General features: G+C 35.2%; 23 protein-coding genes. 8 read left to right on the top strand and 15 right to left on the bottom strand.

Features of this window, described 5'->3' with window-relative positions; all coding sequences use genetic code 11:
• Nucleotide 1 precedes the first annotated feature (1 nt).
• On the bottom strand, nucleotides 2-1903 hold the full coding sequence (gene nagB, locus EOJ36_RS10540; protein ID WP_127805143.1) for a glucosamine-6-phosphate deaminase: 1902 nt from the start codon (nucleotides 1901-1903) through the stop codon (nucleotides 2-4).
• Nucleotides 1904-1907: 4 nt separating this feature from the next.
• Entirely contained in the window at nucleotides 1908-2120 is a 213-nt protein-coding gene (locus EOJ36_RS12130) for a helix-turn-helix transcriptional regulator (protein ID WP_127805141.1), read from the bottom strand.
• A 180-nt stretch (nucleotides 2121-2300) separates the two neighbouring features.
• Between EOJ36_RS12130 and EOJ36_RS10530 the strand changes: the two genes are divergently transcribed.
• Nucleotides 2301-4670, top strand: a complete 2370-nt coding sequence (locus tag EOJ36_RS10530) for a TonB-dependent receptor (protein ID WP_127805139.1) — start codon at nucleotides 2301-2303, stop codon at nucleotides 4668-4670.
• Nucleotides 4670-5584 (top strand): DUF4249 domain-containing protein, encoded by a 915-nt coding sequence (locus tag EOJ36_RS10525; RefSeq protein WP_127805137.1) that lies wholly within the window; start codon nucleotides 4670-4672, stop codon nucleotides 5582-5584. The genes EOJ36_RS10530 and EOJ36_RS10525 overlap by 1 nt, the downstream gene beginning before the upstream one ends.
• Before the next feature lies 1 nt (nucleotide 5585).
• On the opposite strand, the gene porT is transcribed toward EOJ36_RS10525, so the two are convergent.
• From porT to EOJ36_RS10505, 4 genes are read right to left on the bottom strand one after another with little or no spacing between them, the layout of a single operon-like run.
• Nucleotides 5586-6251, bottom strand: coding sequence for a type IX secretion/gliding motility protein PorT/SprT (gene porT / locus EOJ36_RS10520; protein WP_127805135.1), 666 nt, complete (start codon nucleotides 6249-6251; stop codon nucleotides 5586-5588).
• Nucleotides 6252-6971, bottom strand: a complete 720-nt coding sequence (gene ubiE / locus EOJ36_RS10515; protein WP_127805133.1) for a bifunctional demethylmenaquinone methyltransferase/2-methoxy-6-polyprenyl-1,4-benzoquinol methylase UbiE — start codon at nucleotides 6969-6971, stop codon at nucleotides 6252-6254.
• A gap of 51 nt (nucleotides 6972-7022) precedes the next feature.
• Nucleotides 7023-7949 (bottom strand): AEC family transporter, encoded by a 927-nt coding sequence (locus EOJ36_RS10510; protein WP_127805131.1) that lies wholly within the window; start codon nucleotides 7947-7949, stop codon nucleotides 7023-7025.
• Nucleotides 7946-9166, bottom strand: coding sequence for a sensor histidine kinase (locus EOJ36_RS10505; RefSeq protein WP_238944476.1), 1221 nt, complete (start codon nucleotides 9164-9166; stop codon nucleotides 7946-7948). Before EOJ36_RS10505 ends, EOJ36_RS10510 begins: the two co-directional genes overlap by 4 nt.
• Before the next feature lie 118 nt (nucleotides 9167-9284).
• Here EOJ36_RS10505 and EOJ36_RS10500 point away from each other — a divergent pair, with 118 nt between their 5' ends.
• Genes EOJ36_RS10500 through EOJ36_RS10490 form a run of 3 tightly spaced genes read left to right on the top strand, consistent with a single transcriptional unit; the run spans nucleotide 9285 to nucleotide 12292 of the window.
• Entirely contained in the window at nucleotides 9285-9623 is a 339-nt protein-coding gene (locus EOJ36_RS10500; protein WP_127805129.1) for a PadR family transcriptional regulator, read from the top strand.
• Between the two features lie 2 nt (nucleotides 9624-9625).
• On the top strand, nucleotides 9626-11545 hold the full coding sequence (locus EOJ36_RS10495) for a PspC domain-containing protein (RefSeq protein ID WP_127805127.1): 1920 nt from the start codon (nucleotides 9626-9628) through the stop codon (nucleotides 11543-11545).
• Nucleotides 11546-11575: 30 nt separating this feature from the next.
• Nucleotides 11576-12292, top strand: a complete 717-nt coding sequence (locus EOJ36_RS10490) for a head GIN domain-containing protein (RefSeq protein WP_127805125.1) — start codon at nucleotides 11576-11578, stop codon at nucleotides 12290-12292.
• Here the strand turns inward: EOJ36_RS10490 and EOJ36_RS10485 are convergent.
• A complete protein-coding gene (locus EOJ36_RS10485) occupies nucleotides 12276-12896 on the bottom strand; it encodes a DUF1684 domain-containing protein (RefSeq protein WP_127805123.1) in 621 nt (206 codons plus the stop codon). The genes EOJ36_RS10490 and EOJ36_RS10485 overlap by 17 nt on opposite strands.
• Before the next feature lie 39 nt (nucleotides 12897-12935).
• Here EOJ36_RS10485 and EOJ36_RS10480 point away from each other — a divergent pair, with 39 nt between their 5' ends.
• A complete protein-coding gene (locus EOJ36_RS10480) occupies nucleotides 12936-13523 on the top strand; it encodes a riboflavin synthase (RefSeq protein WP_127805121.1) in 588 nt (195 codons plus the stop codon).
• Here the strand turns inward: EOJ36_RS10480 and EOJ36_RS10475 are convergent.
• The 7 genes from EOJ36_RS10475 to EOJ36_RS10445 all read right to left on the bottom strand — a co-directional run bounded on the left by EOJ36_RS10475 (nucleotide 13520) and on the right by EOJ36_RS10445 (nucleotide 20560).
• Entirely contained in the window at nucleotides 13520-13945 is a 426-nt protein-coding gene (locus tag EOJ36_RS10475) for a type II toxin-antitoxin system VapC family toxin (RefSeq protein ID WP_127805119.1), read from the bottom strand. The two genes, EOJ36_RS10480 and EOJ36_RS10475, sit on opposite strands and share 4 nt — an antisense overlap.
• A 1-nt stretch (nucleotide 13946) precedes the next feature.
• On the bottom strand, nucleotides 13947-14204 hold the full coding sequence (locus EOJ36_RS10470) for a DUF6364 family protein (RefSeq protein WP_127805117.1): 258 nt from the start codon (nucleotides 14202-14204) through the stop codon (nucleotides 13947-13949).
• Between the two features lie 83 nt (nucleotides 14205-14287).
• Nucleotides 14288-15628, bottom strand: a complete 1341-nt coding sequence (gene argH, locus EOJ36_RS10465) for an argininosuccinate lyase (protein ID WP_127805115.1) — start codon at nucleotides 15626-15628, stop codon at nucleotides 14288-14290.
• A gap of 3 nt (nucleotides 15629-15631) precedes the next feature.
• Nucleotides 15632-16717: a M20 family metallo-hydrolase gene (locus EOJ36_RS10460; protein WP_127805113.1), complete on the bottom strand. Its 1086-nt coding sequence runs from the start codon at nucleotides 16715-16717 to the stop codon at nucleotides 15632-15634.
• The gene (gene argB / locus EOJ36_RS10455; protein ID WP_127805111.1) at nucleotides 16718-17497 is read right to left on the bottom strand and encodes an acetylglutamate kinase; all 780 of its coding nucleotides are present in this window, start codon (nucleotides 17495-17497) and stop codon (nucleotides 16718-16720) included.
• 1 nt (nucleotide 17498) lies between these two features.
• Nucleotides 17499-18446 (bottom strand): N-acetylornithine carbamoyltransferase, encoded by a 948-nt coding sequence (locus EOJ36_RS10450; RefSeq protein ID WP_127805109.1) that lies wholly within the window; start codon nucleotides 18444-18446, stop codon nucleotides 17499-17501.
• An 86-nt stretch (nucleotides 18447-18532) separates the two neighbouring features.
• Nucleotides 18533-20560 (bottom strand): M13 family metallopeptidase, encoded by a 2028-nt coding sequence (locus EOJ36_RS10445; RefSeq protein ID WP_238944475.1) that lies wholly within the window; start codon nucleotides 20558-20560, stop codon nucleotides 18533-18535.
• A 49-nt stretch (nucleotides 20561-20609) separates the two neighbouring features.
• Here EOJ36_RS10445 and EOJ36_RS10440 point away from each other — a divergent pair, with 49 nt between their 5' ends.
• Nucleotides 20610-22658 (top strand): alpha/beta hydrolase family protein, encoded by a 2049-nt coding sequence (locus EOJ36_RS10440; protein WP_127805107.1) that lies wholly within the window; start codon nucleotides 20610-20612, stop codon nucleotides 22656-22658.
• 28 nt (nucleotides 22659-22686) lie between these two features.
• On the opposite strand, the gene EOJ36_RS10435 is transcribed toward EOJ36_RS10440, so the two are convergent.
• The gene (locus EOJ36_RS10435) at nucleotides 22687-23757 is read right to left on the bottom strand and encodes a Gfo/Idh/MocA family protein (RefSeq protein WP_127805105.1); all 1071 of its coding nucleotides are present in this window, start codon (nucleotides 23755-23757) and stop codon (nucleotides 22687-22689) included.
• A gap of 121 nt (nucleotides 23758-23878) precedes the next feature.
• Between EOJ36_RS10435 and EOJ36_RS10430 the strand changes: the two genes are divergently transcribed.
• Nucleotides 23879-24769 (top strand): sugar phosphate isomerase/epimerase family protein, encoded by an 891-nt coding sequence (locus tag EOJ36_RS10430; protein ID WP_127805103.1) that lies wholly within the window; start codon nucleotides 23879-23881, stop codon nucleotides 24767-24769.
• Nucleotides 24770-24849: the final 80 nt, after the last annotated feature.

Below are 24849 nucleotides of genomic sequence, written 5' to 3'. Positions count from 1 at the left end.
TTTAAAATCTCCAGCGAACGAAAGCTTCCATTGCTTCATATTCGGCAAGGCCTAATTGGTTATATAATTGGGCCGTGCCTCTATTTCGTTCTTCAGCTCTTTGCCAAAATTCTCTAGAATCTTCTCCTTGAAATACAACACCATCCTTTTGCGATTGGTGCTTGAAAATTCCAATTCTTTTTTTGTAAACTTGGTCGGGCGACATTGGTACGGCCATTTCAATTTGGTCGATATCCCATTCAGCCCAGGCACCTTTGTACAACCATACCCAGCAGTTGTTCATGTATTCTCGATGTTTAAGGCGTTGTATGGCTTCGAAAATCGCATCTAGGCAAACTTTGTGGGTTCCATGAGGGTCCGCCAAGTCGCCTGCAGCATAAATTTGATGGGGTTGGATTTGCTCAATCAGGTCAACAATGATTTGAATATCTTCTTCGCCGATGGGTTTCTTACGAATGGTTCCCGTTTCGTAAAATGGCATATTTAAGAAATGTGCATTTTCTTTTTTGATTCCGACAAATCTGCAAGTATTTTTTGCCTCCCCTCTTCTAATAAGTCCTTTGATTTCTCTGACAGAAGGAATGTCTAATTCTGAATCTTTTTTATTTTTCAAAAATTTGACTGCTTCCTTATAAATTCGATTCGCCTTGGCGTTCGACGAATCAAAATTATCGTTGAAATCGACCACAAATTCTGCAAAACGAAGTGCCTCATCATCAGCTACCGCAATATTGCCTGAGGTTTGATAGGCAACATGCACCTCGTGCCCCTGGTCGTGTAAACGTTGAAAGGTGCCGCCCATAGAGATGATGTCGTCGTCTGGGTGTGGGCTGAAAATTAATACTGTTTTCTTAGCAGGGAAGGCTCTTTCGGGTCGATAGGTATCGTCTGCATTGGGTTTTCCTCCTGGCCAACCCGAAATGGTGTGCTGCAGGTAGTTGAAAACTTCAATGTTAATGTCGTAGGCTTGTCCATACAAAGACAGTAATTCCGACATACCATTTTCGTTGTAGTCTTTTGTCGTTAGTTTTAGAATAGGTTTATTTAAGGTTAAAGCAAGGTGTGTAACTGCTTTTTTAATGGTGTTTTTATCCCAGTTCACTGATTCTACAACCCATGGTGTTTTTATGCGAGTTAGGTTGGCTGCAGCAGCCTCATCTATCATGAATACTGCATTTTGGTGTTGTTGTAGGTAGGAGGCCGGGATATCTGCAGTCACAGGACCTTCCACCGCTTGTACAATACTTTGGGCTTTGTGTTCACCAAATGCCAACAATAAAACACGTTTGGCATTCATTATTTTTTCAATTCCTAAGGTGATAGCCCGTTTAGGAACTTTTTCTAGTCCACCAAAATCAACCGATGCGTCTAATTTAGTACTCATGTCGAGTGTCATTAAACGTGTTTTGGAGTTAATTAAAGAGCCTGGTTCATTGAAACCAATATGTCCATTTCTTCCAATACCCAATATTTGAAAATCCAATCCTCCAAGTCTTTCAATTTTTTCGTCATAGGCTTTACAAAAAGCTGGAATTTCTTCAAGAGGAAGTTGTCCATTCGGGATATGTATATTTTGTGAAGGAATATCGATATGATCAAATAATTGTTCTTTCATAAACCGGACATAGCTTTGGATTGCATCTGGTTCCATTGGGTGATATTCATCCAAATTGAAGGTAATTACATTTTTGAAGCTTAAACCTTCTTCCTTATGTAATCTGATCAATTCTTGGTATACTTTTTTAGGGGTAGAGCCTGTTGCCAACCCTAAGACCGCAGGCCTACCTTCCTTCTCCTTTTGTTTGATGATTTGTGCTATTTCTTGAGCGGCAATTTTCGAGGCGCCCTCTGAATCTTTAAATATTTTTGTTGGAATTCGTTCAAAACTGATGGCTTGTTCCATAGGATTATTTTTTTGGGTTGGATGATATAATAATTAGGTCTAGTTCTAAAATTTCAAATAGTTTTTGTATGCTTTGAAAGGAAGGGTTTCCCTTTCCTGTTTCTATGGAATGAATTGTTTTAATTGCCACTCCACTTTTTTCGCTTAATTCTTCTTGCAATAGGTTTAAAGAATTTCTTTTTTCCTTTATAATATTTCCAAATAATTTTTGGTCCACGGCGGAGGTCTTACGTTTGTTGACACAAATTTTATTAAAAAAAATAAATAAAAAAATTCTATCGGTAATATATTACTGATTATCAAAAAAATATTACAATTTTTTTGATATTTTTATACAAAGTGATGAATGGAGCTAAAATTTTGCCTTTATTTTTTATATTTGCGCTCGATAAATCACATGGGAAAACATATATTTTTAGGATTTTTGCTTTTTGTATCCAGTTTTGCATTTGGACAAAAACAAAGCATAAGCGGCTATGTAAAAGATAAGTCCAATGGAGAGTCAATAATAGGTGCAACTATATATGTAGAAGAGCTGAAAATGGGAACTTCAGCTAATAGCTATGGTTTTTATAGTTTAACCTTGCCATCTGGTTCTTATCATTTAAATTTTAGTGCGGCCGGCTATAAAAAAGTTGTAAAAACCATCTTGCTCAATGCAAACAAGATGGAAGAAAATGTTGAATTGGAATTAAAAATAGAAGAGCTGCAAGAGGTTAAGGTAACAGCGCAATCGAAGGAAGACAATGTACGCAGTGTGGAGATGTCGGTTAATAAAATTGATATCAAAACGATTCGAAAAATTCCAGCATTATTAGGAGAGGTTGATTTAGTTAGAGCAATTCAATTATTACCAGGTGTATCTACGGTGGGTGAAGGTGCTTCGGGATTCAATGTACGAGGTGGCGGGGTTGATCAAAATTTAGTTTTATTAGATGAGGCACCTGTGTACAATTCATCCCATTTATTTGGCTTCTTTTCAGTGTTTAATCCGGATGCGGTAAAAGATGTAAAGCTATATAAAGGTGGAATACCCGCCCAATTTGGGGGTAGAGGGTCTTCCATTTTAGATGTTAAAATGAAGGAAGGGAATTCCAAAAAAATGGAAGTGCATGGCGGAATTGGAGTTATATTTTCTCGTTTATCCATTGAGGCACCTATTGTAAAAGATAAAGCCTCTTTTATAGTTGCAGCAAGGAGATCCTATATTGATGTTTTGGCAAAACCATTTTTGACAGGTAGCAGTTCTGATGCCAAATTTAGTTTTTACGATTTAACAGCCAAGGTAAATTACAACATTAATACAAAGAATACATTTTATCTTTCGGGCTATTTTGGGAGGGATGTATTTGGTTCAGGTTTTGGGTTTAATTGGGGGAATTCGACCTTGTCTGCCCGATGGAACCACGTTTTTTCCAATAAGTTGTTCTTAAATTCAACAGTTTTTTATAGCAATTATGATTATATGTTGGATTCTGATTTAAAAAACAAAAAGCCAGAAAATGCCTTTAAATGGAATTCAAATATTATTAATTTAAGTTTTAAGCCTGATTTTATCTATTACATTAAACCAGATAATACACTTACATTTGGTGGACAAGTTATTTCCTATAACTTTAAGCCAGGTTCTGCAACTGCAACTTCCAATGGGGAAAAAAGGGAATTTGGGCAATCTGATAAATTAGGAATGGAAAGCTCAGTCTATGTAGGTCATGAATTTAAACCTGCTACTAATTTGACATTACAATCTGGTTTGCGCCTTTCTAATTATCAATTCAGAAGTACCAATGGTGAATATTATGAGCGAGTAAAAACTGGCCAGAGTATTGAAAATCCTTCAGGTTATTCACTGAAAACCTTTTCAGCAGATCCATCTAAAGTACTTGCAAATTATACTAATTTAGAACCTCGAATTTCTTTAAATTGGAGTTTGAATTCGAATAATTCCATTAAGGTTTCATTTAATCGTTTAGCACAATATATTCATTTGATGTCGAACACGGCTGCATCAACCCCATTAGATGTTTGGACTAGTTCAACAAATAATATAAAACCACAATTGGTGAATCAATTTGCTGCAGGTTATTTTGCCAATTTAGGGGAAGAGAAAAATTATGAAGCCTCCATGGAAGTTTATTATAAAACTATGGATAATCAGATTGATTATGCAGACCGTGCTAATTTGTTTCTAAATCCTTTATTTGAAAAAGATTTATTGTTTGGATTAGGACGTGCCTATGGTTTGGAATGGTTTGTGAAAAAAAATACAGGAAAAGTTACAGGATGGATAAGTTATACACTTTCCAGAACCGAAAGAAAAATTGAGGAATTGAACAATAACGATTGGTTTCCCACCCGATACGATCGAACCCATAATTTTAATTTAATTTTACAATACCAAACCGCAAAAAGGTGGTCTTTTGGGATGAATTTTGCCTATATTTCAGGGGTTCCTTATTCATTACCACTTCAGAAGTTTAGTTTTGATGGGATTTCCTATCCTTTAACTCCTGCTGGAACTAGGGGTAATATTCGTGTGCCAGATTACAATCGTTTAGATATTTCGGCTACTAGAAAAAGCAAAAAAGGATTGTTCAAAAAAGGTGAATCTGAATGGGTATTCTCTATTTACAATTTATACAATAGAAAAAATCCATTTTCAATATATACAAGACCGAATGAAGAAAATACGCTTCAGACCGAAGCTGTTCAATTGTCAATCATTGGTTCTTTTGTGCCAGCTGTAACTTATAATTTTAACTTCTAATGAGATTCATTTTTTCCATATTTTCTATATTAATGGTTTTGGGTCTTTTTTCCTGTGAAGAAGTTGTTGATTTAAAAGTTCCAAACTCAAATCAATTTGTAGTGGTTGATGCCCAATTGACTAACTTGCCTGGGAATCAAGTGATTCGCTTGGTAAAATCACAGAATTATTTCGACAACGGAACAATTGAAGCTATAAAAGGTGCAAAGGTTCAGGTTTTAGATACGCTTGGGAATGTATTTGAATTTAAAGAAAGTTTGTCGCAGGAAGGAATTTATGAATGGAAGCCCATTGGCTCAGAAAGCATCGGAAAAGTAGGTCGAAAATATGTATTAAAAGTTGATTGGAATGGGGAACATTTAGAGGCTAGTACTAAAATGTATCGCGTGCCACCAATCGATTCCATTCGATACAAAAAGGCAAAAGCCAATTTGAGGCAATCGGGTGAGGGGAAACCTACAGAAGGTTTTGAGGCGCAATTTTATGCATCAGATCCGAAAGGAGTTGGAGATTGTTACCGATTAAAAGTTTATAAAAATGATAAACTTTTCAACGAGCCCAATAATTTGACAGTTATGTATGATTCTAATTTTCAAAAGGGAGCGCAAGGAGATGGTTTGATGTTTATTTTACCAGTTAGGTCAGCGATATCTCCTGAGTTATATGAAGAAGGTAATAAATTGCGCGTAGAGATTTGGTCTATTTCTGAAGGGGAATTTGACTTTTATTTCCAAGCCCGTTCTGAGATAAATAATGCAGGCTTGTTTTCTCGTCCTGCAGCTAATATACCAAGTAATTTAATCAATACTAACAAAAATTCTGCTTGGCAAGGTGCAGGTTGGTTTGGATTTTCAGCAGTTAGTTCCCTGGAAGTAAAAGTGGAAGCAAAAAATGCTGTGAATAAATTGTATTGATTTATTCGAAATTCAGAATTAGAGAAATCGTATTTGATTTTAGATTTAAATTATTGCCAAAAAGGTTATTTTCCTTGTCGTAAAGATTTACTAATCCGTTTGAAAATCTTATTTCAGGAGATAATTTGAAAAACCGATTAAATATTTCTAGGCCAAATCCATATTCGATAGTAAAATCTGTTTGATTTACTCCATCAAATTCATTTACACCTGTGGTGTTATCCTTTTTATTCGATTCTAAGCCTACTTTAAAGCCTGCATTTATAAATGCTCGATGGTTTTTTCTTCTTACTGACCTGAATTTCATTAAAAAGGGAAATTCAATCCAAGTAGATTCTCTATATTTTTCGTTTTCGTATGCATTTCCGTATATAATTCTTCTTTCGTACAAAGCAACATTTATCCCAGACTTAGCCTCAAAATATTTATTAAAGGCGTAATTCACATTTCCCCCTACAAAAAATCCAAAATTACTAGGGGAGATTATATGAGGGGTAATTGGTTCTGAAACAAAATATCGGGCTTGCACAAATCCAAATTGAAAACCAAAATGAATGGGTTTGTCATCATAATATTCATGAAATACCTGAACATACTTTTTACTTTGTGCAAAGGAAATGTTTGCACAAACTAAGAGAAAAACCAGACTGTAGCCTATTTTTTTCATTTATTTTCTTGCCAAATAGATGGAGCAAATACCTCCGGTCATTGGTTTCCATTGGTTTTCTTTATAACCAACTTTTGAAAGGATTTGTAAGAAATTTTCACCATCAGGAAATGCTTTTACAGATTCTGGCAAGTAGGTATAGGCCGCAGGATCTTTGGAGATTATTCTTCCTAAAAGTGGTAAAATAGCTTTAGAGTAGAAACTGTACAATTGCTTCATTGGAAAGCTTCTTGGATTCGAAAATTCAAGAATCAAACAATAACCACCAGGTTTTAATACTCTATACATATCCGAAAGTCCTTTTTCAAGATTTTCATAATTTCTTACTCCAAAACTAACGGAGATTGCATCGAAACTATTGTCTTCAAAGTCTAATTTTTCTGAATCACCTAGTTTTAATTCTATTTTATGACTTAACCCTAAATCCTGAATTTTCTTTTTTCCAACCTCCAACATTCCTTCAGAAATATCTACTCCAGTGATTTTTTCCGGATTAATTTTTAATGCCTCCAGAGCAAAATCTCCAGTTCCGGTTGCAATATCCAATAAGGACTTGATCCCTTTGTTTTTGATTAAATTAATTGCCTTTTTTCTCCATATGATATCAATTCCTCCACTTAATAAATGATTTAAAAAGTCGTATTTGGGAGAAATAGAATTAAACATTTGGGCAACTTGTTCTTTTTTACCCTCTTCGTTGTTTTTGTATGGTACTACCATTTAGGTGGGATTTTATCTTTGAAGCTATAAAATTACCAAATTATGCCGATTTTACATAGGAGCCATTTGAAAGGCATACACCAAAATCCACATGAGCGCAAAACTAATCAACATAGAAAAGTTTACAAGGGCCGCCGCAATATTCGAATTTAGATTTAATTGTTCTGAATAGGTAATTAAAGTCATACCAGCGGGTAAAATTATACATATTAAAAGCATGTTTCGGAAATGCTGGTCAAAGGGACTAAGAAAATATATGGCAAATCCTACGATAAAACCTAAGGTGTAACGAAGGCTTAACACCTTGAAAACATCCCAAAGGGAACGTTTGGGTAGTCTAATACTGAAGTATATCCCCATTAAAAGTAAAACCAATGGCTTATTTCCTTTCGCAATTATTTCTACAATTTCCATGCCAACTTGTGGAATTGGGATTTTAAATAAATTAATACTTAATCCGATTAACATGGCTTGGAAGGGAGGAAGGGAAAGAATTTTTTTGCAAACCTCCCAAAAAGAAATATTTGCTTTTCCACCTCCAGCTAAAAATGCTCCAACGCCATAGGTTACCATGAAATTGATAATTGAATTCCCAATATCAAACATGGCTGCATAGGCCAAACCTTTCCAACCCCAAATTCCCTCAATTAAAGGAAATGCAAAAAGTCCTAAATTAAAGCCAGAACAACCCATAGTTAAAATGGTTCGGTTTCCTGAAGTGTCGTTTTTGAATAAATTAAAGCCTAAAAATGAGCAAGTGATTCCAAATAGTATTGCAATAGTGGGAAGCCAAAATAATTCGCCTGACATTTCTACCTTTGTCATGGTGCTAATTACTAAAGCTGGAAATGTGGTATGCATTAGAAATTTAGAAACATGTTTAGCTTCATGTTCTTTAATAAATCCAGTGGATTTCAATAAATACCCCATAAAAATGATGGCTAATGCTGTGCCAAAAACTATATTGGGTGAATTCATACTTCTTCAGTTGGATTGGGTAATGTGATTCTAAAAGTACTTCCTTTATTAACCTCTGTCCATTTTAATTGCAATTTCCCTAGGTGGTAATTTTCTACAATTCGTTTGGCCAATGTAAGTCCAAGCCCCCAACCACGTTTTTTGGTGCTAAATCCAGGTGCAAAAACCTTGGAAGTGTTTTTAGGTAAAATCCCTTTTCCAGTATCTTCAATATCAATAGTAATGGTATTGTTTTTTCCTTCTTTTAATCGAATGGAAATTAATCCTGCACCCGACATCGCATCAACAGCATTTTTACAAATATTTTCAATTACCCATTCAAATAAATATTTATTTACATTTACTTGTTGATTTGGAGGTAAATGAGATTGAATATCAATGGTAACTTTGCTTGAAATTCTAATTTTTAAATAATTGATAAATCCATGAATTAAATCTTCCAAAGGTTCTTTTTTCAAAATAGGAGTAGAACCGATATTGGAAAAACGAGTGGTGATGGTATCTAATCGTTGAACATCTTTGGCTAATTCTTCAACAATTTCTGGATTCACATTTGGGTTTTCCTTTAATATTTCAATCCATGCAGTTAATGAAGATAAAGGCGTACCTAATTGATGAGCAGTTTCCTTGGCCAATCCAACCCAAACCCTGTTTTGTTCTGCTCTTCTAGAATAGGAGAAGAAAATGTATCCCAAGAATCCCAAAATTAATACCACTACTAATTGGGAAAGTGGGTAATAACGTAATAGTTTTAGGAGATTTGAATTGCCATAATAAATGTATTCTTTCTGAAAACCCATATCCATTTCGATGGGTTTATTGTTTTCTAAAATGATTTCGTCTAGTTTTCCCTTTAGAAATTTTTGCCGATCTTCTGTGTTGTTAAAATTAGGTATTTCAATATTATTCGAATTCAAATGCCCACTACCATCTTTCCAAATAACTGGAATAGTATTGTTTTCATTGATTTTTTTGATTCGCTCAAAAAAGAAATTGATGTCGGCATTTTCGTCAGATGTCATTACATATCTGATAGTTTCTGCATACAATTCAATTTGTTGTTTTTCTCGCTCCTCAAGTTTTGAAACTAGTCTATCTGTAAAGTACCAAGAAAAGGAAGCCATTAATATCGACACCAAAATAAAGGCTACTTTCAACCAAGTATCTCGGTTGTAAAAGGCCAATGGCAAGGTGATATAGAACTTTCCTTTGAACAAATTTTTCGATTATTCTTACAAAAAACCGACCTTTTCTCCATAAAAGCAAAAATATTTTGTAAAGTACTTTGTAATACATAGTACTTGTTTATATATTTGTGAAACAAAAACAAAAACGATGGATATAGAAAACGCCAAAGTTCAAATGAGAAAGGGGATATTGGAATATTGTATTCTCCAAATCATATCTAGAGGAGAGGTATATGCCTCCAACATGTTAGAGGAATTAACCTCTGCAAAAATTATGGTGGTAGAAGGGACATTGTACCCTTTACTGACGCGTTTGAAAAACGCTGGATTTTTGGAATATAAGTGGGTAGAGTCGAATGCGGGGCCACCCAGAAAATATTATCTTTTGACAGAAAAAGGCCATACATTTTTAAACGAATTACACGAAACTTGGACTGATTTAGCCAATTCAGTTCAACAAATCATTCAACCTTCAAACATAGCATAATCATGAAAAAGACATTAACTATCAATTTGTCCGGATTTGTTTTTCACATCGAAGAAGATGCTTACGAACTTTTAGAAAATTACATCAAATCTATTCGCCAATATTTCGCTAATTATGAAGGTTCAAAGGAAATCATCGAAGATATTGAATCGAGAATTGCAGAACGCTTTTTCGAAATTAGAGAAACGCAAAAAACGGAAGCGATCAATCAGATACATGTTGAGGAATTGATCAAATCACTTGGAACAGTGGCGGATTTTAAGGAGTATGAGCAAAGTGAGCAGAGTGAGCAAAGTAAGCAGAGTGGGCCAAGTAAGCAGAGTGAGCAAGGAAAGAAGGTATTTAGACGCGATTTGTCTCGTAAAAAATTAGGTGGAGTAGCCTCAGGCTTGGCGAATTATTTAGAGGTTGATCCGCTTTGGGTACGATTATTGCTGGTTATTGGATTCTTCGGATTAATTCCATTGCTGCACATTGGCAACGTGATTTTTTGGGGATATATCATTTGTTGGATCGCCATCCCAGGTGAATATCCCAATGATTCCAATATGGGATATAAGCGATTTTTTCGTGACCCAGACAATAAGGTGATTGGCGGCGTGATTTCGGGTATAGCAAAATTTACTGGCTGGGATTTAGGTTTATTACGTGTCTTAGCTGTTATTTCTATTTTAGTTTTTGGTACAGGATTTTTAGCCTATTTAATTATTCTTATCATCACACCTGAGGCAAAAACCTTAACCGATAAAATGTCTATGGAAGGTGAGCCAATTACTTTGGAAAACATTGAGCATAATATCAATAAATCGATCGATTCTGATAATAAAACGGAAAGTTTTTTCGGTAAAATTCTTTTAATTCCTTTTCGAGTGTTTGCCGCAATTTTACCTGCATTTAAGGGCTTTTTTAACGTGATTCGTTGGATTGTGCAATATTTTGCAGGAGCCCTTTTAATGATCATTGCACTTGCGTTAATGATTGTATTGTTTTTTGCCTTTTCAGCAAGTTTGTCAGGAACTAATTATTTCAATGCAATTCAATTGGGGGGTGAACTTATTCCTTTCTTATTGTTTCAAGATTTACCAAAATGGTCTATCTGGGCATTTGTCTTTGCCTTTCTTCCAATTATAGTTGCCACAGGAATTGGAGGCGCATCTTTATTAGCGAATAAAAGATTTTATAATAAAACATTTTCGTACGTTTCAACAATAATGGCTGTTATTGGTTGGATTGGTTTGTTTTATGTTGGTGCAAGTTTGGGAAATAATTTTTCAAGGACAGCCTCTACAAATAAAACCCAATTGTATGCAATGACAGATAGTTCATTTATGTTTGATATTCATCACGAATCCCAATCTTCTATGGTAGAAAAGTTATTGGGTGATCATGCCTTGGCCAATGAATTTTTAGACGAAGATGAGAGGCATGATTTTAATCGGGGTGGATTTAATCGAGCAAATATAACTTTTGAAGGATATAATGGAGATAGTTTACAAATAATTCAATTTTTTAAATCCAATGGAAAGACTCGAATTGAGGCAGAACAAAATGCCCAATCTGTAACCTATCAAATTGTTAATAATCTTCGTGGCATGACATTTGATTCTCATTTTGGATTGAAAAACTATAAATTCAGAAACCAAAGGTTGAAAGTGAAAGTCTTGATTCCTTATGGGAAAGTATTTTCTATGTCCAAGGAGCTTGGCTACTTTATCGAAAACATGATTCCTTCGGAATATTTTGAAGAGGATGAATCTACCTTCAAAACTGCTAAATGGATTATGGATCCCAATATTGGTTTAAGATGTATCAATCGAATTGCAGTGCCTCAAACTGAAAATGATATGGGAAATCAGGATGATTGGGAGGACTTTGAAAAAAGATTTGAGGAAAAAGATAAGTCTGATGCAACCATTCAATAGAAAATTACATCTTATCAAAAAATCAATGATATGAAAACGATATACACAGCAATTGCACTATTTATTAGTTTAATTATTTCATTTATAAGCTATCCGCTTCGCGCCAATGAAGTTCGACAATTTAAATTAACAGGTTTCAGAGGTGTTGAAATTGGATCTGCATTTGAAGTTCATATAAAAAAATCTGCTACTCATACAGTTACGGCAGAAGGGGAGTCGGAAGATATTGATAATTTACAATTTGATATCGATAAGGGTGTTTTAGAAGTATATTTTAAAAATACAGGTCGGTCTTGGAGTTTTAAAACTAATAGTCACAAGGTAGTTTTACATATTGGTTTACCAGATTTAAAGGAAGCAGAATTTACAGGTGCAGCAAAAGTAACTTTATCTGGATTTACAAACGAAGAAGATATCAAATTGTATTTTTCTGGGGCATCCAAAGGAATTATTGAAGACATTGATGTGTCAAAACTTTCTATAGAATTATCAGGAGCTTCTAAAGTGATGGCTTCTGGTAAAACACTTAAGTTGAATATCAATGCCAGCGGGGCAAGTTCTGTTCAGGCATTCCCTTTGGTTGCAAGAGATGCTGATATCGATTTAAGTGGGGCATGTAAGGCAGAAGTGTCGGTTAAAAACACTTTGCGCGTTGATGCTTCAGGTGCCTCAAAAGTTGCGTTCAAAGGTAATCCAGTAATTAGTAGGGATTTATCTGGGGCCGCAAAGGTTATTCATGCGGAATAAACTTTTCGCCTGCATCTATGCGAACTTGTAATTGGTTTTCTTTGGGTGGTACCGGACAAGCATAATTTGGGTTGTAAGCGCAAAATGGATTGTAGGCAAAATTAAAGTCAATTAAAATACCTGAATCATGTAAACTGGATATGGGGATATCCAAATATCGACCGCCTCCATAGGTTTCTGTGGGGGCGGTTTTGTCTTTAAACGGAATGAATAAATCACCGTTTTCGTGTTGAAAAACCGTTAAGCTGATTTCCGAATTTTCAAATTTCCCTTTAAGTTGACCAAATAAAATCAAATCCTCCTCAGTTCCATCATTCATTTTGATTTTGATCAATTTCGATTTCTCTGATTTTAACATTTGCATTTCCAAAGCCAAAAAAGGATTGTAGGGATAATAAGTAAGTCCTGTAAAGTTTTTCTTGTCTTCAATTGGACTTTCTTCTCCTGTTTTTAAGGTTTCATTTTTGTCGTTTTTCCATTGCACCCATTTGCTTGAATCAATTGCAATCGACGAAGCCTTCGTTTTTTCATTGCTTGGGAGGCTCACATAAATTATTATTACTAAAATGGGAATCAAAATGAATAACCAAGACTTACTTTTCATTGCTTTCTCTTAATTTTGTACAAAAATATAAAATAATATATGTTTACAGGAATTGTGGAGGCCATGGGTCAATTACTTGAGAAAAAAAAATCAGGAACGAATGTTGATTTTTGGTTTTCTTCCCCGTTTACAAATGAATTGAAAATAGATCAATCACTGGCACACAATGGAGTTTGTCTGACAGTGGTTGAAATAGAAGCCGATAAATATCGAGTAACAGCAATAGATGAAACATTACAAAAAACCAATTTAAATGATTTACAAATTGGGAATAAAGTAAACCTAGAGAGATGTTTGGCAGCCAATGGCAGATTTGATGGACATATAGTCCAAGGCCATGTAGATACAACTGGAATTGTGACTAAAATCGAAGTTTTTGATGGCTCCTGGAAATTTCATTTCGAACATCCGCAAAAACCTGGATTTATTACTGTTGAAAAAGGTTCAATTTGTGTAAATGGGACCAGCTTGACTGTTGTGGATTCAGGTATAAACACTTTTTCGGTTGCCATTATACCATATACTTATGAGCACACGGTCTTTCACCAATTTAAAATTGGGGACCGAGTAAATTTGGAATTTGATATTGTTGGAAAGTATTTAGCTAAAATGCAATCGAGTATTTAATTTGAACTCTTCAAAAAGGCATTTAAATAAGTTTCTGGATTAAGGACAGGAATTAATGCATTTTTAAAATCTTTTTCATTGCGAGTTATAATTATTTCGCACCTAGTTTCAAGTGCGCTAAAATATTGTAAAGAATCCTCAAAATCTTTGAAATCGGAGTTTATTGCTTTTTCAATTACCTCATCATTCATAATTGAAATATTACAAAGTAATTTAAACTTTCTGATTTTTTCTAAAACTGAATTTTGATTTTCATGTCTCGATAAAATATAATAAGTATTTGCAATTGAAGTAGGAGAGGTGTAGATTTTGATTTTCTTTTTGTCTGCTAAGGTTAGAATTTTGGCACTTATTTCGTAAAAGTTATCTCTTTCACCTAAAAAGTCAATGACAACATTTGTGTCCAGAAATATCTTTTGCATTTTATTTATGTTTTTTTTCTAAATAATCTAAATAATCTTTTCTCATTTCTTTCCAATCTCTATTGTCAGAAATACTTTTCCCATTTGAAATACTTTTAACAAATGGAGAAATTTCAAAATCATTCAGTTTATCTTCGAAAGTTATAGTGTTTAGGTAGTTTTCAATGAGTTTAGATAGGCTGATTTGTTTTTCAGAGGCATATTTTTTAGCCCTTTCAATAACCCCTTCATCGAGTTTTAAAGTTAATTTAGTGTCCATCAGTTTTTTTATTGTACGTGCAAATATAAATATTTTGCACGTACAATAAAATGTCGATAATAATTTTTTAGGAATAATTTAACTTAACTCAATAATGCATTTTCAGCTTTTTCCGCTTTTTCAAATTGGAATCTAGCCCAAGCAATATTCTTTAATTGTTGAATTTGCTCGTTTCCTAGGTTTCCGATTGAACCTAGATGCGTGTGATGTAGCACTCTTGATTTGTAGCTATATTCGCCTTTTTCAATTTGATTTCCCACAATTTGGTAAGCCTCTCTGAAAGGAACTCCGCTCAATACTAATTTATTTACTTCTTCCACAGAGAAAATTACATCGTATTTGGCATCAGCCAATAAATCTGGTTTAATCTTGATATTTGAAATCATATAATGAGTGATTTCCAAACAATCCTTGATTTCCTCAATGGCAGGCATTAAGACTTCTTTCGTCAATTGAAACTCTCTATGATAGCCTGAAGGTAAATTAGAACTTAATAAAACCAATTGAGAGGGAAGCGCCTTCATTTTGTTGGATTTTCCTCTTAATAATTCTGCTACATCTGGATTCTTTTTGTGAGGCATAATCGAACTTCCTGTTGTTAATTCGGAAGGCAATTCAATAAATCCAAAATTTTGGGAATTGTACAAGCAGACATCCATAGCTAATCTCCCAAGTGTATTTGCTAATTGTGCAATAGCCGTAACCACAAATAATTCGGTTTTACCTCTTGATAATTGTGCATTGACCACATTTACGTGAGGCGCTTCAAAACCTAATAAATCGGTTGTTAATTGTCTGTCCAAAGGGAAATTAGTGCCATATCCTGCACCAGAACCCAATGGGTTTTTATTCGATAAACGATAGGCAGCCTCGAACAATTCGATGTCTTCAACTAAACTTTCGGCATAGGCTCCAAACCAAAGTCCGAATGACGAGGGCATGGCTACTTGTAGGTGTGTATAGCCCGGTAATAAATCTTTTTGATGCGCATTACTTTTGGAAATCAATAAATCAAATAGCTGCTCAATTTGTCCAACTATTTGTTTGATTTCTTCCCGCATAAATAATTTTAGGTCAACCAAAACTTGGTCGTTTCTCGAACGACCTGCGTGGATTTTTTTGCCTAAATCACCTAATCTTTGGGTCAATAAAAACTCGATTTGAGAATGAACATCCTCAATCCCATTCTCAATTTCAAAGTTTCCTTGAGCAATTTCCTTGGAAATATTTTTTAATTCTTTGAGCAAAGGATTTAACTCCTCTGATTTCAAAATTCCAACTTTTTCCAACATAGTAATGTGGGCTAAAGAGCCTAAAACATCATATTTTGCTAATTTGAGGTCATACAATGGGTCATTGCCAATGGTGAATTGCTCAATTTTTGCGTCTGTTTTTTGATTTTCTTTTTGCCAAAGTTTTGCCACGACTTATATGTTTTGAAATTGAATACTTGCTTCTGTTAGTAATTGAATATAGGTTTCTAGGCCTTTCTCCAATTCTTTTAAATAAATGAATTCATCAGCAGTATGTGATCTGCCGGAATGTCCTGGACCAATTTTTATGGAAGGGACAGGTATCAATGCCTGGTCTGAAAGGGTAGGAGAACCGAAAGTTTCTATCCCTAATTTCTTGCCAGCTTGCACCAATGGATGATTTTCTTCCATTTTACTCGACCTTAATCGAATGGACCTTGGAGTTAATTCTGCTTTTGTAATACCATTAAGAATCTCTAAAATTTCTTCTAATTGGTAACATTCATTGACCCTGCAATCAATTGTGTATTCAAACAATTCAGGTACTACATTGTGTTGACTACCTCCGTTTGCTATGGTTACTGTGCATTTTACAGGTCCTAAAAGCGGAGAAATCTTATCGAATGCGTAGTCGCGAATGGCTAAAATATCTTCCATTCCCAAATAAATAGCATTTATACCTTCGTTTCTTGCAGCGTGCCCAGCTTTTCCAATCACTTTTGCATCAACCACCATTAGGCCTTTTTCAGCAATTGCCATTTGGCAATCTGTTGGTTCGCCCACAATGGCTGCATCTGGTTTCGGGAATGCCGAATCTTTTAATAAAAGTTCAATTCCGTCTTTTCCACTTATTTCTTCTTCTGCACTTGCTGCAATGAGTAAATTGAATGCAAGGTCGGATTTCTCATAAAAGTGCACAAAGGTGTTGATCAAACAAACCAAACTGGCACCTGCATCATTTACTCCTAAACCAATTAATTTTTCATCCTTCAGGGTCGCCACATACGGTTTTTCTGTCCAAAGACTGTTGGGTTTTACTGTATCGTGGTGCGAGTTAAGTAAAATGGTTGGTTTATTGCTGTCAAAATATTTGTTGCTAGCCCAGATATTGTTTTGTAAGCGATGAGCTGGAATGTTTTTTTGCGCAAAGAAATCTAAAATAATTTGGGCAGTTCCATCTTCTTCCCGACTCATAGAAGGGCATTCGATCAATTGAATTAACAATTGCTGTGTGTCGTGAAGAAGATTTTTGTTAACCATTTATTTTCTAATTTCTGTTCCGATACTTGGGTTCAACAAATTATCGGCGTGCATAATTTTAACTACTTCTACACCTTCTGCAATTGCTTTGAGTGCATTTTCCAGTTTCGGAATCATGCCATCACTGACAATCCCCTTTTCTTTAAGTTCTTGAAAATAAGTTGAATCAATGTTTAAAATGACAGAATTGTCGTCATTTGCGTCCATTAATACTCCAGGTTTTTCAAAACAATAGGCCAGCTCCACATCAAAGTAAGGACTTAATCCAATAGCGATAGCCTGTGCCATGGTATCGGCATTAGTATTTAAAAGTAATCCTTCCGAATCTGAAGTGATAGGGGCAATGATCGGGGTAAAACCATTTTCAATTAACACCTTTAACTTCTCACCATTCACTTCAATAATATCTCCTACGAAACCATAATTTATTGGTTCTGGATTTCTTTTTTTACTCAACACAATTTGTCCATCCGGACCGCAAAGTCCCATTGCATTTACACCATTCGCTTGTAATTTGGCCACAATGTTTTTATTTATCCAGCCGGCATAAACCATGGTTACAATTTTTAGGGTTGCCTCATCTGTCACTCTACGGCCTTGAATCATTTGGCTTTCGATTCCCATCGATTTTGACATTTCTGTTGCTACTTTTCCACCTCCATGTATCAACACGAATGGCGAATTTAGGTTAGCCAAATTGTCTAAAAATTGTGCTAATTTTTCGGGATTATCAATGATATTCCCTCCAATTTTAATGACCTTAAGTTTTGTTTTTGCCATTTTACAACGATTCTAAAATGGTTTTCAAAACGGCTTGTGCTGCCCAAACTCTATTTCCGGCTTGTTGAATAACGATGGAATTTTCTGAATCGATAACAGCATCTTCAACAACCACATTTCTTCTAACTGGTAGGCAATGCATGAATTTTGCATTGTTGGTCAAATCCATTTTCTCTTTGGTAACCATCCATGCAGGGTCAGAATTTAAGATTTTACCATAATCTTTATAAGAAGACCAGTTTTTGGCATAGATAAAGTCTGCCCCAATGAAAGCAGCTTTTGGGTCATGCGTAATTCGAGCATTTCCAGAAAATTCTGGTGCTAATTCATAACCTTCAGGATGTGCGATGGTAAAATCTACATCAGCTCTGTTCATCCATTCCGCAAAGGAATTGGGTACGCATTGCGGCAAAGCCTTCACATGAGGAGCCCAAGTTAATACGACCTTTGGACGGGCTGTTTTTTTATGCTCTTCAATGGTAATAAGGTCAGTCAAAGATTGCAGAGGATGTCTTGTGGCCGATTCTAAACTTACAATGGGCTTGCCCGTGTATTTTATGAATTGATTTAAAACCTGTTCTGAATAATCATAATTTCTATCTACTAGGCCAGGAAAAGATCTTACACCAACGATATCACAATATTGACCGATAACAGCTGCTGCCTCTGCCACGTGTTCTGCTTTATCGCCATTCATGATGACTCCTTCGGTCATTTCTAATTGCCATGAATCTGCACCCACATTCATCACCATTACATCCATTCCTAGTTGCTGAGCAGCTTTTTGGGTGGATAGTCGGGTACGTAAACTTGAATTAAAGAACAATAAACCAATAGTTTTATATTTTCCCAATTCTCTAAAAGCGTTTGGGGATTTCTTTAATTGCAGTCCCAAGTTTACCATGGCTGATAAATCTTGAACGTCGTTTACGGATGTAAAATTGTACATATTTTTAGGCTAAAAGAATTCAATCTTGTAAAAATACAATAAAATTCAATAAAAAACCCCGAAAATTCGGGGTTTTGAAATGGGGATTACCAAATTTTAATTCGGTCTTCAGGTTTTTTGTAGAGTTTATCTCCCGGTTTTACCTTAAAGGCTTTGTACCAAGCATCCATGTTTACAGGCGCACCTATGGCTCTAAACTGGTCAGGTGAATGAGGGTCAGTTTGAACTAATTGTGCGGTGGTTTCTGGTCTAGAGTTACTTCTCCAAACCCTGGCATAGGATAAAAAGAAACGTTGGTCTGGGGTAAATCCATCTATTTTTTTCTTTGATTTACCTTGTTTTGTCATTTTAAAAGCTTCATAGGCTACATTTAATCCACCGAGGTCACCAATATTTTCACCAACTGTTAATTTGCCATTGACATGAATGCTATCTAGTACCACATATCCATCAAATTGTGCAACTAATAAAGCTGTTTTTGCTTTGAATTTTTCCAAATCTTCTTTGCCCCACCAATTGCGTAAACTTCCATCTTTATCGTATTGAGAACCCGAATCATCAAATCCATGCGACATTTCATGACCAATGGCTGCACCAATTCCACCATAATTGATGGCATCATCAGCATTTGCATCAAAAAATGGGAATTGCAGGATGCCTGCAGGGAATACAATTTCATTCATTACTGGAGAATAATAGGCATTTACAGTAGGAGGAGTCATTCCCCATTTGGTTCTGTCAACGGGTTTTCCTAATTGAGAAATATTTTCCTTGTAAGCCCATTGGGAGGCATTTTTTATGTTTTGATAGAATGATAAATCAGATATTTCTAGGCCATCGTATGTTTTCCATTTGTCGGGATATCCAATTTTAGGTGTAAAAGCATGTAATTTATCTAAGGCTTTTTGTTTAGTTGCATCACCCATCCAATCCAAGTTTTTGATTCTAATTTCAAACGCTTTTTGAAGATTTGCAACTAATTCAACCATACGTGCTTTTGCTTCTGGTTTAAAATATTCTTTAACATAAAGTTGCCCTAAAAGTTCACCAATCAAATCATCAGTTAATGCCGACATTCTTTGCCATCGAGGTCTTTGGATTTTTTGACCCGTTAATACTTGGGAATAGGCGAATGATGCTTGGGTAAAAGGACTGCTTAAATAAGAGGCCGAATTTTTTAATATATTCCAACTTAAATAGACCTTTAAATCTTCCAAAGATGTTTCATCAATTACCTTTGATAATTCAGTGAAAAACTTTGGTGCAGTAACTAGGATTGAATCGGGCTTTGAAACACCTAGAATTTCAAATTGATTGCTCCAATCTAAGCCTGGAGTGGATTTTTGGAAATCGGCCCAAGCAAATTTATTATAGGTTTTATAAGGATCACGCATTTCCAATCGCGACATTTGAGCTTGAGCTAATTTTTTTTCAATGCCAAATATAATTTCAGCATTTTTTAAAGCTTCCTCATTTGTATTTCCTGTTAGAGAAAATAACGTTTTTATATAATTTTTAAGAGCTTCCTGAATTTTTAAACTTCTAGCATCTGATTTTAAATAATAGTCTCTGTCGGGTAAAGATGTTCCACCTTGACTCAATTGCGGTGCCATGGTGTTAATGTTTTTACGATCTTGTCCAACATAAAATCCATAAAATGGAGAGCCTAATCCTTGAACCTTAAATGAAGGAATTTTTTGATAAATTTCATTTTTTGAGGTGATGGCTTTAATTTTTTCTAAATCAGATTTAATGGGTTCATATCCTAACTTTTCAATTGCAATAGAATCCATTGCTGCTGCATAAAAATCTGCTACTCGTTTTTCAACAGTACCTTTTTGGTAATGATTTTTATGTTCTTGTGATTTTTCAAGTATCGTTTTTATCGCATTACTATTAAAATCTCTTAATTGATTAAAACTACCCCATCTAGTTTCTTTGGCTGGGATGGGGTTGTTTTTTAACCACATTCCATTGGCGTATTCATTGAAATCATCTCCGGGTTTAACGGAAAGATTCATGGTGGATTTGTCGATGTATCTGACAGGTTGTTGTGCTTGAGCCCAAAGGATTGTTGGTCCAAACATTAAAAAAAATGTAAAGATTCTTTTCATTTTATAATCTGATGATGATAAATTAAAGGTTTGAAACAAACTTAAAACTATGAAAAAAATCGTACACTTCATTTGCATTCTTTTACTTTTTACACAAACGGTAATTGCTCAGAATTCAAATTTGAAAATCATTTCTCATGAAGATATGATTGGGATGGCTCGAGTTGGAGCTCCGAAAATTAGTCCAGATGGCAATTGGGTAATATATTCTCAAGGAAAAGTTTTTTACAATACAGAAGAAAATACGAGTGATTTGTTTTTGGTTAAGACAGATGGTTCAGAAAAACCTCGTCAAATTACTTTTTCGAAAGCAGCTGAGTCAGATTACTTTTGGCACCCCAAGGAGAGAGCAATTTTCTTTGTAACAAAAAAAGAAGGAGATGAAGCAGGGCAATTGTATAAATTGTCTTTGGAAAATGGGGGAGAAGCAGAGCGTTTAACCAAATTATCAACCGGTGTTTCTGGACCTAAAATAAATGCAATTGGTAATAAAATTATTTTTCAGTCAAAGGTATTTCCAACTGCATTTACTGATTCATTAAGTAAAAAAATGGCTGATGACAAAAAGAAAATCAAATACAAGGCTCGCGTTTTTACGACATTTCCCGTTCGTTATTTTGATCAATGGTTAGACGAAAAGCAAAATCATTTGTTTGTAATGGATGTGTTGAGTGGCAAAACTCAAAATATATTTGAAAACTGTTCTCTAGTAAAAGGTCCCGGCTTTGCCTTGGGGAGTTTTGAATTTTCTCCTAATGGTACTGAAGTCGTTTTTACCGCTTCAACCGACCAGCACACTGCTGCTTATCAAAATCCAAGTAGTAAAATTTATACTATTTCTTTAAATGGTAAATCAGTAGAGAAGTTATTAATAAATGATGAGTTAGATTACTCTCAAATCAAGTTTTCTCGCGATGGTAACTATTTATTAGGACTCGGAAACGCAAAAACCAATAAGATTTATTATGGAAATCATTTGTATCGTTTTGATTATCCAGGTATGTCGAATAGGACAGAATTGGCAGCAAGTTTGGATCGACCAATTAATGCGCTTGAAGTTGCCCCACATAGTTTTCTATTAAGCATTGAGGATAAAGGATATGATCGATTGGTGAAAATTGATTGGGAGAAAGGAGAAGTGCAAAAGGTTTTGGGAGAAAATTCAGGAGCAATTTCCTCTATTTCAGTAAATGAGGCAGGTGATCAAATTGCTTATAATTTCGAAAAAGTAAATGCTCCGGCTGAGGTATTTACCTTTAATTTTCAAAGTCATAAATTGAGTGCCCTTTCAAAGGCGAATGATGTAGCATTGGCAAAATTAGATTTAGCTAGACCAGAGGAATTTTGGACGGTATCTAGAGGAAAAAATATTCGCTCAGTACTGTTAAAACCTGCTCATTTTGATCCCAATAAGAAATATCCATTGTTTGTATTGATGCATGGTGGACCGGCAAGTTCTTTTAAAGATTCGTTTGGATACCGTTGGAATCCTTATGTTTTGGCATCTGATAAAATGGTCATTGTGATGACGGATTATACAGGTTCTGTAGGGTATGGAGAGAAATTTGCTCAGGATATCCAATTGGATCCATTTAAAGGCCCCGGACAAGAAATTTTAGATGCTGCAAAGGATGCAATCAAGCGATTTAATTTTATTGATGAAAGTAGGCAAGCTGCAGGAGGTGCAAGTTACGGCGGACACCTAGCCAATTGGATGCAGGCAACTACAACTCATTTCAAATGCTTGGTATCACATGCGGGTTTAATGAATTCTGAGGAACAATGGGGTACATCAGATGTTATTTGGGGCAGAGAGTTGATGAATGGTGGTGCACCTTGGGTACCAACTAAAACATGGAAAGAACAAAATCCTATGCGGTTTGCGGCTAATTTTAAAACGCCAATTCTTTATACAGTAGGTGAAAATGATTTCCGAGTTCCAATAAACAATTCTTTGACCAGTTGGAGTATTACCCAACGTTTGAAAATCCCTGCTAAATTAATAGTTTTTCCAGAGGAAAATCATTGGATTTTAAAACCTGAAAATTCTAGGTTTCATTATAAGGAAGTAATGGAGTGGGTGGAAAAGTATTTATAAAAAAAGCCCGGCAACTGCCGGGCTTTTTTTATAATTTAACTATTTCTCCCGTTCTAACCGACTCGTCACAAGCAAATGCAATGCGGAGGCTATTTACCGCATCATCCATGTGATCAGTTAAATCCATATTTTCTTGAATGGCTTTTAGGAAGTAAGCTTGTTCTCGGTCGCAAAGCTCTTGATGACCCGGTTCGTCGGTCATACTTACCCAAGTGTCATCTTTGGTGAATTCATTTTTATTATCAATTTCAGAATGATGCCAGCGAAGTGATTCCGTTTTAGTATGAGAGTCAACATCATCAGATTTACCCTCTGAGGAAGCGTTTTGCGCAACAATTGAGACTGAACCTTTTGGGCCAAATACGTCTTTAACAAAATATGCTGTTTGTGATATCATAGGTCCCCAGCCAGCTTCATACCAACCCACTGATCCGTCTTCAAAGTGGATTTGCAATTGGCCATAATTATAATTTCTAGCTGGAATATCTTCTGTTAAACGTGCACCAATTGCAGAAACTTTTAATGGCTTGGAGCGGGTCATCTGACACATTACATCAATGTAATGAACCCCACAATCTACTATTGGACTCAAACTTTTCATCAAATTTCTGTGCACATCCCACATAAATCCGTGACTTTGCTGATTTAAATTCATTCGCATTACCAAGGGTTTTCCTAATTGATGTGCGATCTCAATGAATTTCATCCAAGATGGATGGTGACGTAAAATATAACCAACAACCAATTTTTTATTTAATCGTTTGGCTGTGTCAACAACTCTTTGTGCACCTTCTACAGTATCAGCCACAGGTTTTTCAATAAATACGTCTGCGCCAGCCTCCATTGCTGCAATGGCATAGGCTTCGTGGGTATCAGGATAAGTCGAGATACAAACGGCTTTCGGATTTGTCTGAGAAAGTGCAGTATAAAAATCGTCGAAAAGGGGATAGGTTCCACCAAGTTTTTGATTTAAGGTTTCTTTGCTTTTTCCAGGAGAAACTAATCCAACAATTTGAAAATCAGGATGATTATGGTAGGAAGTAGCATGGGAGGCCCCCATGTTTCCACAACCCACAACTAAGACAGATATTTTATTCATTCGAAAATTATAATAATACCTGCAATATAATATTTTTTTGAAATTTCTTTATTGTATCAATATTATACATTATTATTGTACTATTATCTCTAAACAAATTTTTAACCCTAAATCTATTTACATGAAAAGAAGAGATTTTTTAGCTAAATCATCTTTATTGACCTTAGCTCCGTTTGTTACTAAGTTTAATGATTCCAAAATAATTGCGGGAAAAAGGGTCCCAGGTTTACAATTATTTACATTATTTGGTCAAATTGATAAGGATGTTAAAGGAACTCTTCAAAAGTTAGCAGATTTAGGTGTTAAAGAGATAGAATCCGCCTTTAGTTTTTTACCTGGTTTTTATGGGATGTCAGCCAAGGAATTTGATGCAACTATTCAGTCTATGGGCATGAAATGGGTTTCGCATCATGTATTGGGTGCTCCCTTAAAACCAAGTGTGACAAAATCTGCTGGAATTACAAATTTTCCAAAAATTAATAATTTAAGAGATAATGCAGAGGAGGCTGTAGCCTCTCTAGCTGGCACATCAGTTAAATACATTGTTTGTGCAAATACACCCATTGAAACAAGAAAGGAAGTCGATGAGTCGGTAGAAGTTTTGAAAAAATCTGCTGTTTTTGCTAAAAAAGCTGGATTAACCCTGTGTTTTCACAACCACGACGCAGAATTTAAGGAAGTAGAAGGAGCGCGCCCATTTGATGTGTTTGCTAAAGAACTTTCTAAAGAGGAATTGAAATTTGAAATTGATTTAGGTTGGGCATTTAAGGCTGGAGTAGATATCCCAGCATTATTTAAGAAACATCCAGGTCGTTTCCCACTTTGTCACATGAAAGATTTCTCTGCAGAATTTAAAGAAATGCTTCCTTTAGGGACAGGAATTTTAGATTATAAGCCTGTTTTTGCTGCTGCTGCAGTTGGTGGATTAGAACATTACTTCATTGAGCATGATTTCCCAAAAGATGCTTATTTAAGTATTGAAACAGCTGTGAAGAGCTTTGGATTGATGTAATAATAGGTATTAGGTAAGAGGGAATAGGGAATAGGTAATAGGTAATAGGTAATAGGTAATAGGGAATAGGCAAGAAGGGT

This window comes from Sandaracinomonas limnophila (assembly GCF_004005965.1).
Classification (GTDB): Bacteria; Bacteroidota; Bacteroidia; order Cytophagales; family Spirosomataceae; genus Sandaracinomonas; species Sandaracinomonas limnophila.
Note: the sequence above shows the minus strand (reverse complement) of the source record. Positions and strands in the feature narration are given on the sequence as shown.